Below are 15,140 nucleotides of genomic sequence, written 5' to 3' on the forward strand. Positions count from 1 at the left end.
TTTATCGATACTCAGGTTGACTGGGTGAGTATCTCAGACCGGATAATAGAATATATTTTCGACGCGTATGCTTCCTTCGTAAAGTTATCTCGGACGTGCTCCAGCCCATTGGCCGACAGTCTCTGTGGCAGCGTATCGTCGGTCCGGAGCTCGTCGATGTGGTCCAGAAGTTCAGTGATAGTTGTGTAAAGAAGTCCCGTCTCACCGTGTGTGATTAGTTCGGGTAACGCCCCCGCATCACGCGCGAGGACAGGCGACCCGTAACTCATCGCTTCGACGACAACTCGCCCGAAGGCTTCGGACTTGGATGGGACCAGCGTGACGTCCGTCTCCCGGTAATAATCAGCTACCTCGTCCTGATATCCTTCCCAGTGGACCTGATCCGAGACGCCAAGTTTGTCGGCGCGCGCCTGGCAGCTTTTGATGTACCCGCTGTCGCCATCCCCAACGATAGTCAACTCGATATCAATATCGCGCTCCGCGGCCTCGCCGAGCATTTCGATGGCTTCTATCTGGTTCTTTCCCTGGCGGATGGACCCGACTATTACTATGTCAACTGGACCGGCGATTCCAGACGTTCGAATATTACGCTCATCCAGTTTGTCAGCAGATATTGGACCATTGTAAACAACGCGCTCTCTGGGGTCGTCGAAAAACGAGGTGTACTTGCGCTCAACCGCGTTCGAATTGTAAACAACCGTGCTGGAGCTCCGCTCAATAAACTCGGTCGTGATTCTCTTTCCGAGATCGAACCAGCGGTTGTGGTCTTCCTCAACGAACTCTCGAATGTGCCAGATGTTAGGTACTGAGAGATACTCGGCTACGAGACCGCCCATCGGTGCTGCAATCGTATTCGTGTACACGACATCGATATCGTACTCCTCAAGTGACGACCGCATCAATAGATACCCGATTAGATTTTTCGCCAAATGGGCAGGTCCGAGAACTGGGAAGAATTTCGGCGGGGAAATCCACAGTGTGTATGGCACCTTCAGGTAGTCTACGTCCCTGCGTTCTAATCTTTTAGTTAGTTTCCCCTCCGACGGGACTAGTACTATCGGCTTGATATCCGCTGGACACATCGATATCAAGTCCAGTAAGGAACGCTCTCCCCCATATAGACCAGAAGAATGAGACACAAAGAGGACGGTCTGCTGTTCGGTTTTCACACCGAATCAAACCCATAAGAGGAAAAAATATTGTCGATACTGCGGCCTTCTGAGGGCTGCCCGTCTCAGTTTGGAGCCGAACGCTGTGTTCTGATATCCCGCAGAATTACTGCTAACTCTCTGGCCTTGTCTTCAGCCCAGAAGCCGCGTTCGTCAACGCGAGCGGCGGCTTCGTCCCCCATCGTCTGGCGGAGCGTTTCGTCACTGACGAGCTTGTTCAGGTAGGTTTCCCAGTCCGTACTATTCTCCGCATGGAACCCCGACTTCTTGTGTTCTACTATCTCTGAGAGCATCCCGACTGGCGTAACGACGACTGGCAGTGCGAGTGCCATCATCTGAATCACGGATGTGAATCCGCCTTTGCTCCGTGTCCACCTGTCTTCTGATAACGGCCGGATACCAATATCTGCTTCCGAGAGCGCGTCTAGCCCGGTATCTACACTCCACTCTCGATACTCGACATCGTCGCGGTCGGCAAGTGGCTTCGTTGGAAAAGACCCTGCCGTTATGATGAGGAGCTTCGTGTTCTCGCTGTCCTGTAGCACTCTTTCGAGCGATTCCGAATGTGCCTCCAGATAAATAAGATTTTCAGGATTTCCAATCCATCCGATCGTCGCTTCGCCATCGGCCGCTCGCTGTTGTCGACTCACGTGGGGATCTCGGGGAATTCCCGTGGGGAGTGTGAAGACATCGTCGGCGTACTGCTCTGCGTATGTCCGAAGTTCCGCACTCCCGGCCACTACTGCCGTCGAAGCCGACAAACAACTGTCCAAGAGTGGTTTCCACTTGCTTCTGCCGCCTTCCGATGGTTTCGTCACAAAGAGCGCATCGTCGAAATCATATACAACAGGCGTGAAAAGCCGGAGGAACCGGACGTAGAATCCTGGCAGCGGGACCTTCTGGATAAAGACGATGTCGTAGAATGGGGCCCGAGCGGTCAACAGGAACAGTGCAACCGTGTATCCGACAGCGTTCGGACCAAGGACACGCTTGGTCATCCCTGACAACGACAGCACATCGGTGACAATACCACTACCTTCCAAGGTGGGAAGAAGGTTTAGCACGCGGAAGCGACTACTCGCACGTTCTCTGTCACCGGCTAGAAAAAATAGAACATCCATATGTCTAAGAATCTATGTGGGGGTATTTATTTTGTGTTATTTGAAAGCGATATCGTCGTAGTGTCGTTAAGATACTTTGGTGATCAACGGGTATATTATTCTATGGAACGTATCCGTGGTAACCGATGCATATTGCGATGGTTGCGCCTTTCAGCTATAATAAGAAGGGCACAGTCCGGGCTCGGATGGTTCCTATCGCTTCTATCCTTTCTGAACGCGGTCACGAAGTCAATATCATCGTCCCTCCCTGGGACAACCCCGACGAAGGGGGGCAAATTTATGATAGCGATGGTGTCACAATCCGTCACCTCTCCGTTCCTTGCCAGAACTCACTCAAATTCCCGATTTTAGCCCGTAAGACAGTCGATGTGGTATCGAAACTGTCGCCCGAAGTGGTCCACGCTTTCAAACCAATCGGTATTTCCGGTGCCGTCGCAGCGTATTTCGCTGCTCGCCGGGGCACTTCAGTTGTCCTCGATACTGACGACTGGGAAGGGAATGGTGGACAGAATAGACGTCGAGAGTGGGGGTCAGTCATCAAACGTGTTCTTCATTATCAGGAGGTGTTCACACCCCACGCGGTAGACGCTGTAACAGTAGCCAGCAGGACGCTCCAGACACAGGTCTGGGGACGCAGTGTGCCAGCTGCCAAAACGTTCTACGTCCCGAACGGACAGTCCAGAGACCGAGTCAATATCGAGGACAGAACCGGTAATAAAATTATGGAACGACTCGGGCTAAGTGATGCCCCAGTCGTACTGTTGTACACGCGGTTTTTCGAATATGACATTAGCCGGCTTATACAGATATTCTCACAAATAAAGGCTATGCATCCGTCGACAGTGTTCGTGGTTATCGGAAAAGGAAGAGACGGTGAACACGATGACTTTGCCGCAGAGATTGACCGGGCCGGATTGGCTGATTCGACGGAAATGCTGGGGTGGGTGAAGTTTGACGCGTTACCAGACTATTTCGCCGCTTCTGACGTGGCTGTGTACCCTTTTGCTGATTCACTGATAAACCGCGCCAAATGTCCGGCCAAATTGACCGAGTTGCTCCTTGCTGGACTCCCCGTCGTCGCCGACAAGGTCGGGCAGATATCCGAATATATCCAGCACGATGAATCCGGATTACTGGTCCAGCCCGACACCGTTGACCCGTTCGCCGACAAGGTCACGGCGCTGCTCACAGACGAGAGCAAGCGAGATCAGATCGGTACTACGGCCCGAGAGCGGATACTATCTGAGTACTCCTGGGGACGGCTCACTGACACAGTGGAAGCGGCATACGATTACGCTATCTGAGCCGAGAGCGTTAATCAAGCACTTCTCGAACCCGATACGGCTCCTCGTCCTTCGCGTGCTGGTACCCCTTGATCCCGATGTCGGCCAGGATCCCGGAGATGAAGAACTGGACGCCGATCATCACCATAAACACGGCGAACAGCGGCAGCGCCGTGTCCGAGAGGTTCGCGCCGGCCCCGAACTTCAGCCACGCCGAGTACAGGCCACTGGCCGTGCCGATGACCATCGACAGGATCCCCAACCCACCGAAGATATGCAGCGGTCGGCCGGAGAACTTCTGCCAGAACCAGACGTTCACCAGGTCAAGAAAGCCCTTAGGGAGCCGTTGCCAGGAGTACTTCGTCTGGCCGTTCCGGCGGGGCCGGTGGTTCACCTCGACCTCGGCGATGCGGTAGCCCCGCCAGTTCAACAGCGCCGGGATGTAGCGGTGCATCTCCCCGGAGAGGTCCATATCCTTCGCGGCCGGTCGGCGGAACGCCTTCAGCGTACAGCCGTAGTCGTGGAGGTCCGTCCCGAGGAAGAGCTGCCGGAGTCCCGAGGCGAACCGCGAGAAGAACCGCTTGGTGAAGGGGTCGTCGCGGTCCTTCCGCCATCCGGAGACGCAGTCGTAGCCCTCGTCGAGTTTCGCGACGAGCTTCGGGATGTCCGCGGGGTCGTTCTGCCCGTCGGAGTCCATTGTGACGACGACGTCGCCCTTGGCGTAGTCCAGTCCGGCGTCGATCGCCGGGCTCTGGCCGAAGTTCCCGCGGAACTTCACGACCTTGAATCGGGCGTCGGCGTCGTGGATGTCGGCGAGCGTCTCGTAGCTCCCGTCGGTCGAGCCGTCGTCGACGAAGACGACCTCCCAGCGGTCGTACTCGTCGTCGAGGACCTCCGACAGCTCCGAGGCGAGTGGTTTCAGGTTCCCCTCTTCGTTGTAGACGGGGAGCACGACCGAAACCTGAATCTGCCGCGTCTCGGCGTCCGATCGCTCGTCGGGAGCTGTAAGGGCGCTCACGCTGTGGACACATTACATAACGCCTAACTTATCTCTATTGGTACGAACCGACAGGGGCGGACGGGACGACGGATGAGTTGTGCCAGACGACGATGCGTTCGACGGCGGGTGAGTGGATGAGCGAGCGGCCGCGCCATCGACTCCTGGCGGTTGGTATATTGCTGGCAGTGATCGGTCTGGCGCTCGTGTGGTTCGGGAGCCTGCCGCCGGCACCGGAAGCCGGCGTTTATCCGGAGAACAGTGACGTGGTGGGTGACTACGATACGTACGTCGGTGATGAGGTCGGATTGTGGGGCCCTGTCGTCAGTTCTGACCCGATCCGAATCCGCGTCACCGCCTCGTCGGGTGCGTCGGTCGTCCTCACAGTCGAGGGGGTCGACAGAGAGGTGGCACGGGGTGACGTGCTCTCGGTGTACGGGACGCTCCGACCGGACCAGCAGGTCGAGGCGATCGAGACCGTCCGCAAACCCCAAGATAGCTACTGGCGGACGCGAGTCATCTCGGCACTCGCTGGTCTGTGGGTTCTCTGGCGCGGGCTCCGGGCGTGGCGGCCGTCGCTGGCCCGGGCCGTGATCGAGCGACGGCCGCGTCCGGTCACACCGCTACGAGATTGGATGAGACGCGTCGACAGGGAGGGCGACGATGCCTGACCTCCTGACCCACGTCCTGCTCGCGTACGCGCTCGGGACGCTGCTGGCGGCCCGCCACGACTGGGTGAGGCCGGCGTACGTCACGATGGCGATGGTCGGCGCGCTGGTACCGGATCTGAATCACGTGAGCGCGCTGGTCGCGGACGCGACGGTGTCGGAGATACTGGGCGTCCCCTTCGACTGGGGTGGCCTCCAGACCGGCGGCGGCGTAACGCTCGTACTCCTCGTCGGGGTTACCATCGCCGAACCCGGCGAGCGGTACCGAGTCGGGCCGCTGCTGGCCCTCGGCGCGGTCTCTCACCTCGTCGCCGACGCGTTCATCCGACTCCCGGACGGGCGCTCGCAGTCGGTCGTCTGGCCGCTGGCGCGCTACCAGCCGCCGAGTCCGGGGCTGTATCTCAGCACGGACCTCTGGCCGCTCGTCACGACGGCTGCGCTCGCCGCCGTGGCGTGGTACGCGGTCCGGCACCGCCCACGGACGGAGTGAGCGAACAGAACGCCTATACCCGCGACCGGCGACATACCCACACGACGGATGGCAACAGAGCCGGCGGAGGAGACGACGCACGCGCTGTCGGCCGACAGCGACGCGGCACCAACGCTCAGTGTCGTTCTCCCGACGAAGAACGAGGCGGCCGGTATTGAGGCCTGCCTGACAGCTATCGAAGACGCTATCGCGGAGTTGGGCGTCACCGCGGAGGTCATCATCAGCGACAGCTCGACCGACGAGACGCCGGCGATCGCCCGCGAACACGGCGCGACGGTCGTCGAACCCGACCGGGGCGGCTACGGCTACGCGTACCGGTACGCCTTCGAGCGGGCCCGCGGCGAGTACGTCGTGATGGGGGACGCGGACACGACCTACGACTTCCGGGAACTCCCGAAGCTGTTCGAGCGGGCCCGGGAGACCGACGCCGACCTGGTCCTCGGGAGCCGGTTCGCCGGCGAGATCAAGTCGGGTGCGATGCCCACGCTCCACCAGTACCTGGGCAACCCCGCGCTGACGGCGTTCCTGAACCACTTCTACGACGCCGGCGTCACCGACGCCCACAGCGGGTTCCGCGTCGTCAGGCGTGAGGTCCTCGGAGAACTCGACCTGGAGACCGACGGGATGGAGTTCGCCAGCGAGATGATTATGGCCGCGAGCGCACGGGGCTACCGGATCGAGGAGGTGCCGATCACCTACCACGAGCGGGTCGGCGAGGCGACCCTGAACAGCTTCCGTGACGGCTGGGAGCACCTGCGATTTATGCTCGTCAACGCGCCGGGGTACCTGTTCTCCGTCCCCGGCGGCGTGCTCGCGACGGCGGGCGTCGTCGTGATGGCACTAGCCTTCTTCGACATCCAGCTCGTCGGCCCCGGCGGCGGCCCGGTCTGGTTCGGGATCCGGTCGATGGTCGCCGGCAGCCTGCTGACGATCGCCGGCTACCAGGTGGCCAGTCTCGGGATCTTCTCGACGATGACGACGGACCCGATCCGCCGTCCGTCGGACCCGACGACTGAGTGGGTCCTCGACCACCTCACTCTCGAGCGGGGGCTGGCGACCGGCCTCCTCCTGTTCGGCGTCGGGGTGGCCTACGCCGGTTCGCTGGTCGTCCGATGGCTGCTCGCCGGGTACAACGCGCTGCCGGCGTTGACACACGACATCCTCGCGTTCACGGTCGTCGTCATCGGCATCCAGACCGTGTTCGGCTCCTTCTTCATCGGGTCGATCCGAGACGAAAAGCCCTAGTCGAGCACGCGCCGGTAGACCGTCTCGGCCCGATCAGTCACGTTGTCCCAGTCGAACGTGGCTGCCCGACTCGTCGGCGCGACTGGGGGTCGTACACCAGACAGCGCACGCTCCAGTTCCGTCGACAGCGACTCGACCGTCGGCTCGGCGAGGAACCCCGCGCCGTCGACGACCTCCGTAGCGGCCGAGTTCGGGTGGTCGACGGCCACGACCGTGCAGTCAGCGGCCATCGCCTCGACGAGTGTGATACCGAACCCCTCCCGGACGGACGCCGTCGCGAACACCTCGGCCGCGCGCAAGTGCGCCAGCACGTCGTCGTACTCCTCAAGGAATCCGAGAAACGAGACCCGGTCGGCGATCCCGAGCGACCCCGCGAGCGATTCGAGTCGGTCCCGCTCGGGACCGTCGCCGACGATGCCAACCGCCGCATCCTCGACCGTCGCGGCGGCCTCCAGCAACAGATCCACCCGCTTGGCCTCGACGAGCCGGCCGACGAACAGGACGTCGAACGACGTGTCGGCGGGCTCGATCGCGCGGATGCGCTCGACGTCGACGCCGTTCGGGACGACGTCGATACTGTCCCGGGCCGGCCCGATCCCGGCGAGCCGGTCGGCGGTCACCGAGGAGACGGCGACCGGGTGCTGGGGTACCGCGGCCGTCGCTCGTTCGACGCCGATCCCGGCGATCCCCAGATACCCGAGGTACTCCCACCAGTACTCCCGCCAGCACTCGTGCCACGTCGTCACGAGCGGCACGTCGCGTCGCCACGTCGCGGCCCCCGCGGCGAGCACCGGGAAGTACGGGAACACCGACGCGACGACGACATCGTGGGCATCGAGATTGCGCCGGAGCGGCCCGAGGAGTCGCAGTCCGAACTCGATGGCCTCGCCGATCGACCGGCGATCGTCGGTGTACAGCACTCGTTCGTCGGCGACGGCTCGAAGTCGCAACCCATCGTGAGTCGTCTCCGCTGAGCCGTCCCAGAAGTGCCGACCGTACACTGTCACGGTGTGACCGCGGTCGGTCAGCCGCGTCCCGATCTCGTAGACGCGCTTCTCGGCCCCGCCCGTGACGAACGGATAGACAACGTTCGTCACGAACGCGATATCCATACTGTCACCGTCCAGCCCGCCACGGTAAGGGCGTTCTGGTCCGCCAGCGGCGCTCCTCGAAACTGATTTCCGACCGCGAGGGGTCCACCCAAGCGAACCCTGCCCGCTATGCACGTGTTGCTCGTCGCTCGTGAGTTCCCGCCCGACGTCGTCGGCGGCGTCGCCTACCACGCGTACAACCTCGCACGGGCGCTCATCGAGACGGGACACCGCGTCACCGTTCTCAGTTCGACTGCCGGCGACTACGCCGACGAGACCCACGCGACGCTGCCCGAGGTCGACGTGGTGCGGCTGGACTGTCGGAAGCACGTGAGCCCGCGTGCGTGGTTCGACCGCGCCGTTCGATCAGCGCTCGCCGCCAAACCACCGTGGCTCGACGACATCGACGTCGTCCACAGCCACGAGTATATCCAGTTCGGTCGGCTCTCGCTCGTCCAGCCGGTCGTCCAGAAGATCCACTTCAATCTCGGGCGGAAGTTCGATTTCTTCCCGTTCCGGCGGTACCCGGCGCCCGTTCGGCCGTTCGTTCGAGCTGGCCTCTCCCACGGTGTCCGCCCGCTGGAACGCCGGGTGGAGCGCAACGCGCTGGCGAGCGCCGACGGACTGGTGTTCGTCAGCGATCTCACGAAGCGAATCCAGGAGCAAGACACAGGTTTCTCGGGTCCGACGACGGTGGTCCACAACGGCGTGGACACCGAGCAGTTCAGTCCCGGACCCGAAAGCTATGGGTCGTACTTCCTGTTCGTCGGTGGCGACCAGGCCCGGAAAGGGTACGAGACGGTCGTCGACGCGTTCGCGGCGACCGAGCGACCGCTCCGGATCGCGGGGACGACACGGCCAGCAGGCGATAAGACACCTTCGAACGTCGAGTTTCTGGGCTACGTTGAACAGTCCCGGCTCCCGGAGCTGTACCGCGGTGCGCGAGCGCTGGTGCACCCGGCACAGTACGAACCGTTCGGGAACATCGTCCTCGAATCGCTAGCGTGTGCCACGCCGGTCGTCGTCACCGGGCCCGACCACTGCGGGAGCGCGGAGGTCCTCACCGACGAGGTCGCACGAATCGTGCCGCCCGGCGATCCGGTAGTGCTCGGGGACGCGATCGAGAGCTTCGACGCCAGCGCGTACAGTCCACGAGCCTGTCGACAGCTCGCGGAGCAGTACACCTGGGAGTCGGTCGCCGACCAGACGCTGCAGTTTGCCCGCTCACTCATCGAGTGACCCGTCGGTACAGCGTTCGGTGCTCGTCGGCGGCTGCCGAGAGCGAGTGCTCCCTCGCGTACCGCTCGACGGTGGACGCCAGCCTGGCTCGTTCGGCCTCGTCGTCGAGCAACCGTCGCAGCCGCTGTGCAGCGTCGTCGAGATCCGCGGGATCGAACAGCCACACCGCGTCCCACTCCGTGTGCAGACTGCGGAAGTGTGCGCAGTCGCTCGCCAGTACCGGCACGCCGTAGGCGGCACACCAGTTGAACACGCCGCTCTGGTTGACCGCGTTGACGATGCCGGTCTGCTCGGTCTCGTTGTACGGGAGGACGACGAGGTCAGCCGCGACGAACGCGGCGTGGAAACGGTCGTCGTCGAGGTGGCCGGTCACCCGGAGATTCGGCGGTGCGTCGCCACGGATCGACTCGAAGAACGCCGTGTGTCGCTCGCGTGGCGGCCCACCCGCGAGGAGGAACTCGACATCCGGACACCGCCGTGCGAGCGACAGGAACAGATCGCTTCCCTTCCGGGGACTGACGTACCCGGGTTCGACGACCAGCCGTGTCTCGGCGCCGTATCCGAACGCCCGCTTGGCGTCGGCCGTGTCCATCTCGCGCGTCTCGGTCCGGTCGGCCCCGTGAGGGATGTGGTGGAACGGGCCGTCGCCGACGCTGACCTCGAATCGGTCCTCTGCCTCCCCCGACAGGAAGACCACCCCATCGGCCGTTCGGGCGATCAGGCGATTGATGAGGCGAGCGTACAGGGCCTTGAGCGGGGCCAGCGGCGGTGTGACCAGCGCCCCGTTGAGGGCCTCGTGCATCGTCACGACCAGCGCGAACCCTTGTCGACGCGCCCGCAGCCAGAGCAGCGGGAAGACCAAGAGCGTGTACAACCCCAGGGGCCCGAAGAGGACGTAGTCGAACTGAACGTGGACGACGTCGGTCTCCCCGTCGCCGGCTCGTATCGCCGTCGAGACGAAGGGGATCGGGTTCGCACCATCGAGCGGGAGATATTCGTGGGTCACGCCGTCGTCGTCGGCCAGTTCGTCGCCGAGCGCGTCGGTGTACTGTCCCGTCCCCGACGTGGTCTCCGGCGGCGTCGACACGAGCGTCACGTGCATCGGATCTGGTAGCCGTTGGCCGTCGACGGGCAAAACCGTACTGACGCGCGTCGCGCGAAAGAGGCATAGGGCCGCTCCCAGTACCGTGACCCGATGGCAGACATTGGGGTCGTCCACGCGTCGATCACCGCCGGTGGCGGTGCGGAGGCGGTCGGTGTCCACACCGTCGCGGCACTGATCGAGGCGGGTCACGACGTGACGCTGTACACGACCGACGCCCCCGACTTCTCGGCGCTGAACGAGCGGCTCGGGACGACGGTACCGGGCACCGTAGACATCGTCACGGTCGATGGGGCGACCGTCGCCGCAGTCGAACTCGCCCGACGGGCCGCCCGCCCACTCGGCGTCACGGACTTCCCGCTGCTCCGGCAGACGGTGTTCGAGCGCATCGTCGCCGACCGGTATCAGTCCGCCCACGACACGCTCGTCTGTACGCACGGGGAGTTCTCGATCGGCGACACGGTCGAGTACGTTCACTTCCCCTACTTTTCGCCCGCGGCGATGCGACAGTACGGGACCCGGTTCGAGGAGTCGCTCTATCCGCCGTACCACCGACTCTGTCGGGCGCTCAAGCGACGTGATAGCGGCGGTACCAGGACGACGCTGACGAACTCCACCTGGACGGCGACCGTCATCGCGGAGACGCTCGGCCGGGACGCACGCGTCCTCCACCCACCCGTCGATACTGACGCGTTCGATCCCCCCGAGTGGGAGGCGATGGAGTCCGGCTTCGTCTCCGTTGGTCGGATCCACCCCCTGAAGCGCCAGCAGCTCGCCATCGACATCGTGGACGCGCTGCGTGCCAGCGGTGTCGACACTCACGTCCACATCGTCGGCCCCGTCGGTGACGAGTCGTACCACGCCGACCTCGCGGATCGTGCGTCGACCAGACCGTACGTCCATCTGGAGGGCGAGCTGCCGCGATCGGATCTGACGGCGCTACTCGAGTCCCACCGGTACGGACTCCACACCCGTCGGTACGAACACTTCGGGATGGCGGTCGCCGAGATGGTCGCGAGCGGGTCGCTCCCGTTCGTCCACGCAAGCGGTGGTCAGCAGGCCGTCGTCGGGAACATCGACGAACTCTGTTACAGCGACCGGGCCGACGCCGTCGAGAAGATCGGGACGACGCTGAGAACCCCCCAGTCACACCAGCGGCTACTCGAGGAGCTGTCACAGCGGGCCCAGTTCAACAGTCGAGCTCAGTTCCGAGAGGAGGTGGTGGCCGCAGTCGAAGCCCACCTCACCAGCGAGTAGCAGCCGGCCCCCACCGGCACAGCTCAGTCCTCGACGGTTCTGCCGTTCCGGACGGCCGCCTCCGAGACCGTGACCGTGGAGTTGCCGACGGTGTACGTGCCCGCGTACGGCGTCGTGAACTGGTAGGTGCCGTTTTGACTGACGAAGACCTGTCGAGCGTAGGTCGACTCGGTCCCCTGGGGTGGCAGTGTGACTGCGGTCTCGGCGGTGATCGTCTGTCCGGGCGACGCAGTGCCCGTCACCGTCGCCCCGGGCACGACCTCGAACGCGACGATGTCACCCCCAGTGGAGTGGTACAGGGCACGGTAGTGCGTCAGAGCGGGACGCTGGCCGGTCCGACTGCCGTAGTGGTCGTGCAGTTGCGAGTGGACCGATCCGTTCGCGGACCCCGCCACTGGTCGAACGATGATGAAGCCCACGTCGTCGTTCCTGAACTGCTCGTACCAGCCATCGCCCGTCTGCGAGCGAGCGAACCGCTCGTAGTTCTCCAGAGCATAGCCGTAGGATTCGGTCTCTCCGTTCACGAGGTAGTTATCGGGACGGTTGCTTCCCCAGCGGCTCAACACGTAGTTGTCGGGATACGTCATCCCGCGGTCGTCAGCATACTCACCGACCCACGACGCAGTTTCGTACTCCGCGTCGTTGACCGCGATCTGCTGCATCTTCACCGACGACTGGACGATGCCAAGTCCACCGACCAGCAGGAAGAGGACGACAAGATAGCCGATCGTCCGGTAGTCGAGCCGAGAGAGGGGCTCGATCCCACCGTCCGCTGCAGCACCAACGTCTTCGCTCCTGTCAGTAAGAGAGAGCGGCTGTAAGATGTCGGTCCACGCGGCGAGATGGACGAACGCGATGCCAGCGAACACGGCAAAGAACGGGGACAGCTCACCGGTGAATCGGTTCTGGACGATCGCGAGACCGAAGAACCACCACGCGTACGACGTGACGAGGAGCCAGTCGGGCCGTCGCGCCTGAGAGACCTGTCGCCACGTCCCCCAGACGAGGTACGGTAGCGCGATGAAGAACAGCAGGCCGAAGAGGAATATCGGCGCGACGATGTTCCCCTGACTGAACAGCGACTGTGTCTCGGCGATATCGCTCCGCCCATATCGGGCGAGATAGCTCCCGAACTCGGTCACTGCCCGTGCAACCGGCGGGACGACAAGCGGGACGAGGCCGATCCCAGCGGCACCGATGCCGGCAGTCCCCGCAAAGACCGTCCAGGCGGGGAGATCGAGCTGATCGACGACCACCGCGATGGTGACGACGGTCACGACGCCGACGAGCAGGAGTGCAGGTGCGAGTGCGCGGTAGGGCTGCAGCCAGCCGAGACCTGCGTGGACGCCGTACGAGAGGACGGTCCCGATAGTGAGCAGCCCGATCAGGGGGCCAGTGGTCCGGAGCGGCCGTGCGTCGGCGCGAAGATCGAAGTACGCCCGCGCCACGGCGTAGAACGCGATCGGTAGCAGCAACAGTGGCCCGCCACGCCACGCTGCGGCTTGTGCGGCGACGGTAATGCCACCGCCGACGATCGCGGTCCAACCCGTCAGTGACACGCCGAGTCGTGGGCGGTCGCGATCGAAGCGCTCGTCGACGACCACGAGGACGGCAAGAGCGGTGAGTGACAGCAGCATAAAATCGAACGCGTGATGATCTGCGTAGCCGAGGGCAGTGCGGTAAGCGTGGGCAGGTGTGACCGCGAGCATAACGACCGATGCGATGGCACACCGCACGTCGCCGGTCAGACGGTGCGTGATCCCGTAGGTCGCGGCCGCCGTGACGAGCGCTGCCAGTATCGGATACCACGCGAGGACCGTACTGACTGCCGCTGTGGTCCCACCGAGCGTCGCCGCTCCCCACCACAGCGTCACGATGAGAAGCGTGTCGTGGGTCCGGATCTCCGACGAGAGAAACTCGATAGCGAGGTCCGAGAGGCCACCGAGCGTGAACGCGGACGGTCCCTCCGAGAGGAGTATCTCGACGGCCTCGTGGTACATATACGGATCGTTCCCGGCGAGAACGATCGTTCCGTCCCGGAATACCGCCGGGTATATCAGGGCAGTGCGAACGAGCGCGACGAACAGCAACGCGGCGGCGAGGGCCCCGAGTCTGCGAGTATCGAACGACACGTCGATGTCCGACAGCACGGAAATTCCATCACCGGTGTCGTCGATACCTGAGTCGTCCGGTGCATCCAGCACCTGTGAGAGCGCATCCGGGTCGCGAACCCGGTAGCCGTCGTCGGTCTCTTCGACCAGTTCCGCAGAGACGATCTCGCCGAACGCACCGGAATCGACTGGAACGTCCTGGAACGACCACGGACCGTGTTCGTCCTGTTCGAGAATGGCACGCAGATCACTCCGGAGTTCGGGGCGGTCCTCCAATAGCGTCCGCGCCTGCTCCCGTACCTGCTCGTCCATCGGTTCGTATCTGAGGTAGACCGGTGGAGCATAATAGAGGTACGGTTCCGCGAACGGGAGCGGTCCCAGAAGGCAGCATAAGTAGCAAGTACTTTAGCATCCACTAAAAAACGTGTCTGATATGAAAGCTGTCGTACTCGCCGCCGGGGAAGGCACTCGTCTCCGCCCTCTCACCGAGGACAAGCCCAAGGGAATGGTCGAGGTCGCGGGCAAGCCCATCCTCACGCACTGCTTCGAGCAACTCATCGAGCTCGGGGCCGACGAACTCCTCGTGGTGGTCGGCTACAAGAAACAGGCCATCATCAACCACTACGAGGACGAGTTCGAGGGCGTCCCCATCACCTACACCCACCAGCGCGAACAGCGGGGGCTGGCCCACGCGCTCCTCACTGTGGAGGAACACGTCGAGGACGACTTTATGCTGATGCTGGGGGACAACATCTTCGAGGCGAACCTCCAGGATGTCGTCAACCGCCAGCGGGAGGACCGGGCCGACGCGGCCTTCCTCGTCGAGGAGGTCCCCTGGGAGGAGGCCAGCAGGTACGGCGTCTGTGACACCAACAAGTACGGCGAGATCACCCAGGTCGTCGAGAAGCCCGATGACCCGCCGTCCAACCTCGTGATGACCGGCTTCTACACGTTCACGCCGGCGATCTTCCACGCCTGCCACCTCGTCCAGCCCTCCGGCCGCGACGAGTACGAGATCAGCGACGCCATCGACCTGCTCCTCCATTCGGGCCGGACCATCGACGCCATCCGGATGGACGGCTGGCGTAACGACATCGGCTACCCAGAGGACCGCGACCAGGCCGAGAAACGCCTCCAGGGGGAAGTCGACCCCGAGCTCGCGGCCGAGAACATCGCTAACAGCGATTGAGCAAGCCTAGGAGTCGCTGGACGGCCGACGGCACCACCAGACTGCCGCGCGCGGAGCCATCGGTCGTCGTTCTCGGGGCGGCTCGTGGCGACCCGACGGCGCTCCGAACCCAGAGTCGGCACTCGATCCGCGTTATAGGAAAGATCGGGTTATCGGCGTAACGGCTGTGTTACTATGC

13 protein-coding genes are annotated in these 15,140 nt (G+C 63.2%); 7 read left to right on the forward strand and 6 right to left on the reverse strand.

All coding sequences use genetic code 11. The features are described 5' to 3' along the window. Positions 1 to 11 precede the first annotated feature (11 nt). Together P0592_RS03900 and P0592_RS03905 are read right to left on the reverse strand one after the other, a co-directional pair. Positions 12 to 1,169: a glycosyltransferase family 4 protein gene (locus P0592_RS03900; RefSeq protein WP_276272959.1), complete on the reverse strand. Its 1,158-nt coding sequence runs from the start codon at positions 1,167 to 1,169 to the stop codon at positions 12 to 14. 65 nt (positions 1,170 to 1,234) lie between these two features. Then, complete coding sequence (locus tag P0592_RS03905) at positions 1,235 to 2,167, reverse strand: glycosyltransferase (RefSeq protein ID WP_276272960.1); 933 nt, start codon at positions 2,165 to 2,167, stop codon at positions 1,235 to 1,237. A gap of 260 nt (positions 2,168 to 2,427) precedes the next feature. Between P0592_RS03905 and P0592_RS03910 the strand changes: the two genes are divergently transcribed. Beyond that, the gene (locus tag P0592_RS03910) at positions 2,428 to 3,594 is read left to right on the forward strand and encodes a glycosyltransferase family 4 protein (protein ID WP_473092231.1); all 1,167 of its coding nucleotides are present in this window, start codon (positions 2,428 to 2,430) and stop codon (positions 3,592 to 3,594) included. A 10-nt stretch (positions 3,595 to 3,604) separates the two neighbouring features. On the opposite strand, the gene P0592_RS03915 is transcribed toward P0592_RS03910, so the two are convergent. Continuing rightward, positions 3,605 to 4,591 (reverse strand): glycosyltransferase family 2 protein, encoded by a 987-nt coding sequence (locus P0592_RS03915; RefSeq protein WP_276272962.1) that lies wholly within the window; start codon positions 4,589 to 4,591, stop codon positions 3,605 to 3,607. Between the two features lie 116 nt (positions 4,592 to 4,707). Between P0592_RS03915 and P0592_RS03920 the strand changes: the two genes are divergently transcribed. Genes P0592_RS03920 through P0592_RS03930 form a run of 3 tightly spaced genes read left to right on the forward strand, consistent with a single transcriptional unit; the run spans position 4,708 to position 6,973 of the window. Beyond that, positions 4,708 to 5,241, forward strand: coding sequence for an OB-like fold-containing membrane protein (locus P0592_RS03920; RefSeq protein WP_276272963.1), 534 nt, complete (start codon positions 4,708 to 4,710; stop codon positions 5,239 to 5,241). Continuing rightward, positions 5,234 to 5,728, forward strand: a complete 495-nt coding sequence (locus tag P0592_RS03925) for a metal-dependent hydrolase (protein ID WP_276272964.1) — start codon at positions 5,234 to 5,236, stop codon at positions 5,726 to 5,728. The genes P0592_RS03920 and P0592_RS03925 overlap by 8 nt, the downstream gene beginning before the upstream one ends. Positions 5,729 to 5,776: 48 nt before the next feature. Continuing rightward, entirely contained in the window at positions 5,777 to 6,973 is a 1,197-nt protein-coding gene (locus tag P0592_RS03930) for a glycosyltransferase family 2 protein (protein WP_276272965.1), read from the forward strand. Here the strand turns inward: P0592_RS03930 and P0592_RS03935 are convergent. After that, on the reverse strand, positions 6,970 to 8,085 hold the full coding sequence (locus P0592_RS03935) for a glycosyltransferase family 4 protein (RefSeq protein WP_276272966.1): 1,116 nt from the start codon (positions 8,083 to 8,085) through the stop codon (positions 6,970 to 6,972). The two genes, P0592_RS03930 and P0592_RS03935, sit on opposite strands and share 4 nt — an antisense overlap. Positions 8,086 to 8,193: 108 nt before the next feature. Here P0592_RS03935 and P0592_RS03940 point away from each other — a divergent pair, with 108 nt between their 5' ends. Beyond that, positions 8,194 to 9,303 (forward strand): glycosyltransferase family 4 protein, encoded by a 1,110-nt coding sequence (locus P0592_RS03940; RefSeq protein ID WP_276272967.1) that lies wholly within the window; start codon positions 8,194 to 8,196, stop codon positions 9,301 to 9,303. On the opposite strand, the gene P0592_RS03945 is transcribed toward P0592_RS03940, so the two are convergent. Then, entirely contained in the window at positions 9,293 to 10,405 is a 1,113-nt protein-coding gene (locus tag P0592_RS03945; RefSeq protein ID WP_276272968.1) for a glycosyltransferase family 4 protein, read from the reverse strand. The two genes, P0592_RS03940 and P0592_RS03945, sit on opposite strands and share 11 nt — an antisense overlap. 93 nt (positions 10,406 to 10,498) lie before the next feature. Here P0592_RS03945 and P0592_RS03950 point away from each other — a divergent pair, with 93 nt between their 5' ends. Beyond that, on the forward strand, positions 10,499 to 11,662 hold the full coding sequence (locus tag P0592_RS03950; protein ID WP_276272969.1) for a glycosyltransferase family 4 protein: 1,164 nt from the start codon (positions 10,499 to 10,501) through the stop codon (positions 11,660 to 11,662). A 23-nt stretch (positions 11,663 to 11,685) separates the two neighbouring features. On the opposite strand, the gene P0592_RS03955 is transcribed toward P0592_RS03950, so the two are convergent. Beyond that, entirely contained in the window at positions 11,686 to 14,085 is a 2,400-nt protein-coding gene (locus P0592_RS03955; RefSeq protein WP_276272970.1) for an STT3 domain-containing protein, read from the reverse strand. A 121-nt stretch (positions 14,086 to 14,206) separates the two neighbouring features. Here P0592_RS03955 and aglF point away from each other — a divergent pair, with 121 nt between their 5' ends. Continuing rightward, on the forward strand, positions 14,207 to 14,962 hold the full coding sequence (gene aglF, locus P0592_RS03960) for a UTP--glucose-1-phosphate uridylyltransferase AglF (protein ID WP_276272971.1): 756 nt from the start codon (positions 14,207 to 14,209) through the stop codon (positions 14,960 to 14,962). Positions 14,963 to 15,140: the final 178 nt, after the last annotated feature.

It is taken from the genome of Haloarcula litorea (genome assembly GCF_029338195.1).
GTDB lineage: Archaea > Halobacteriota > Halobacteria > Halobacteriales > Haloarculaceae > Haloarcula > Haloarcula litorea.

Coding starts and splice junctions, on each gene's coding strand:
- P0592_RS03950 (WP_276272969.1), top strand. CDS start 10,499: ATGGCAGACATTGGGGTCGTCCACGCGTCGATCACCGCCGGTGGCGGT.
- P0592_RS03930 (WP_276272965.1), top strand. CDS start 5,777: ATGGCAACAGAGCCGGCGGAGGAGACGACGCACGCGCTGTCGGCCGAC.
- P0592_RS03945 (WP_276272968.1), bottom strand. CDS start 10,405: ATGCACGTGACGCTCGTGTCGACGCCGCCGGAGACCACGTCGGGGACG.
- P0592_RS03955 (WP_276272970.1), bottom strand. CDS start 14,085: ATGGACGAGCAGGTACGGGAGCAGGCGCGGACGCTATTGGAGGACCGC.
- aglF (WP_276272971.1), top strand. CDS start 14,207: ATGAAAGCTGTCGTACTCGCCGCCGGGGAAGGCACTCGTCTCCGCCCT.
- P0592_RS03935 (WP_276272966.1), bottom strand. CDS start 8,085: ATGGATATCGCGTTCGTGACGAACGTTGTCTATCCGTTCGTCACGGGC.
- P0592_RS03905 (WP_276272960.1), bottom strand. CDS start 2,167: ATGACCAAGCGTGTCCTTGGTCCGAACGCTGTCGGATACACGGTTGCA.
- P0592_RS03920 (WP_276272963.1), top strand. CDS start 4,708: ATGAGCGAGCGGCCGCGCCATCGACTCCTGGCGGTTGGTATATTGCTG.
- P0592_RS03910 (WP_473092231.1), top strand. CDS start 2,428: ATGGTTGCGCCTTTCAGCTATAATAAGAAGGGCACAGTCCGGGCTCGG.
- P0592_RS03925 (WP_276272964.1), top strand. CDS start 5,234: ATGCCTGACCTCCTGACCCACGTCCTGCTCGCGTACGCGCTCGGGACG.
- P0592_RS03940 (WP_276272967.1), top strand. CDS start 8,194: ATGCACGTGTTGCTCGTCGCTCGTGAGTTCCCGCCCGACGTCGTCGGC.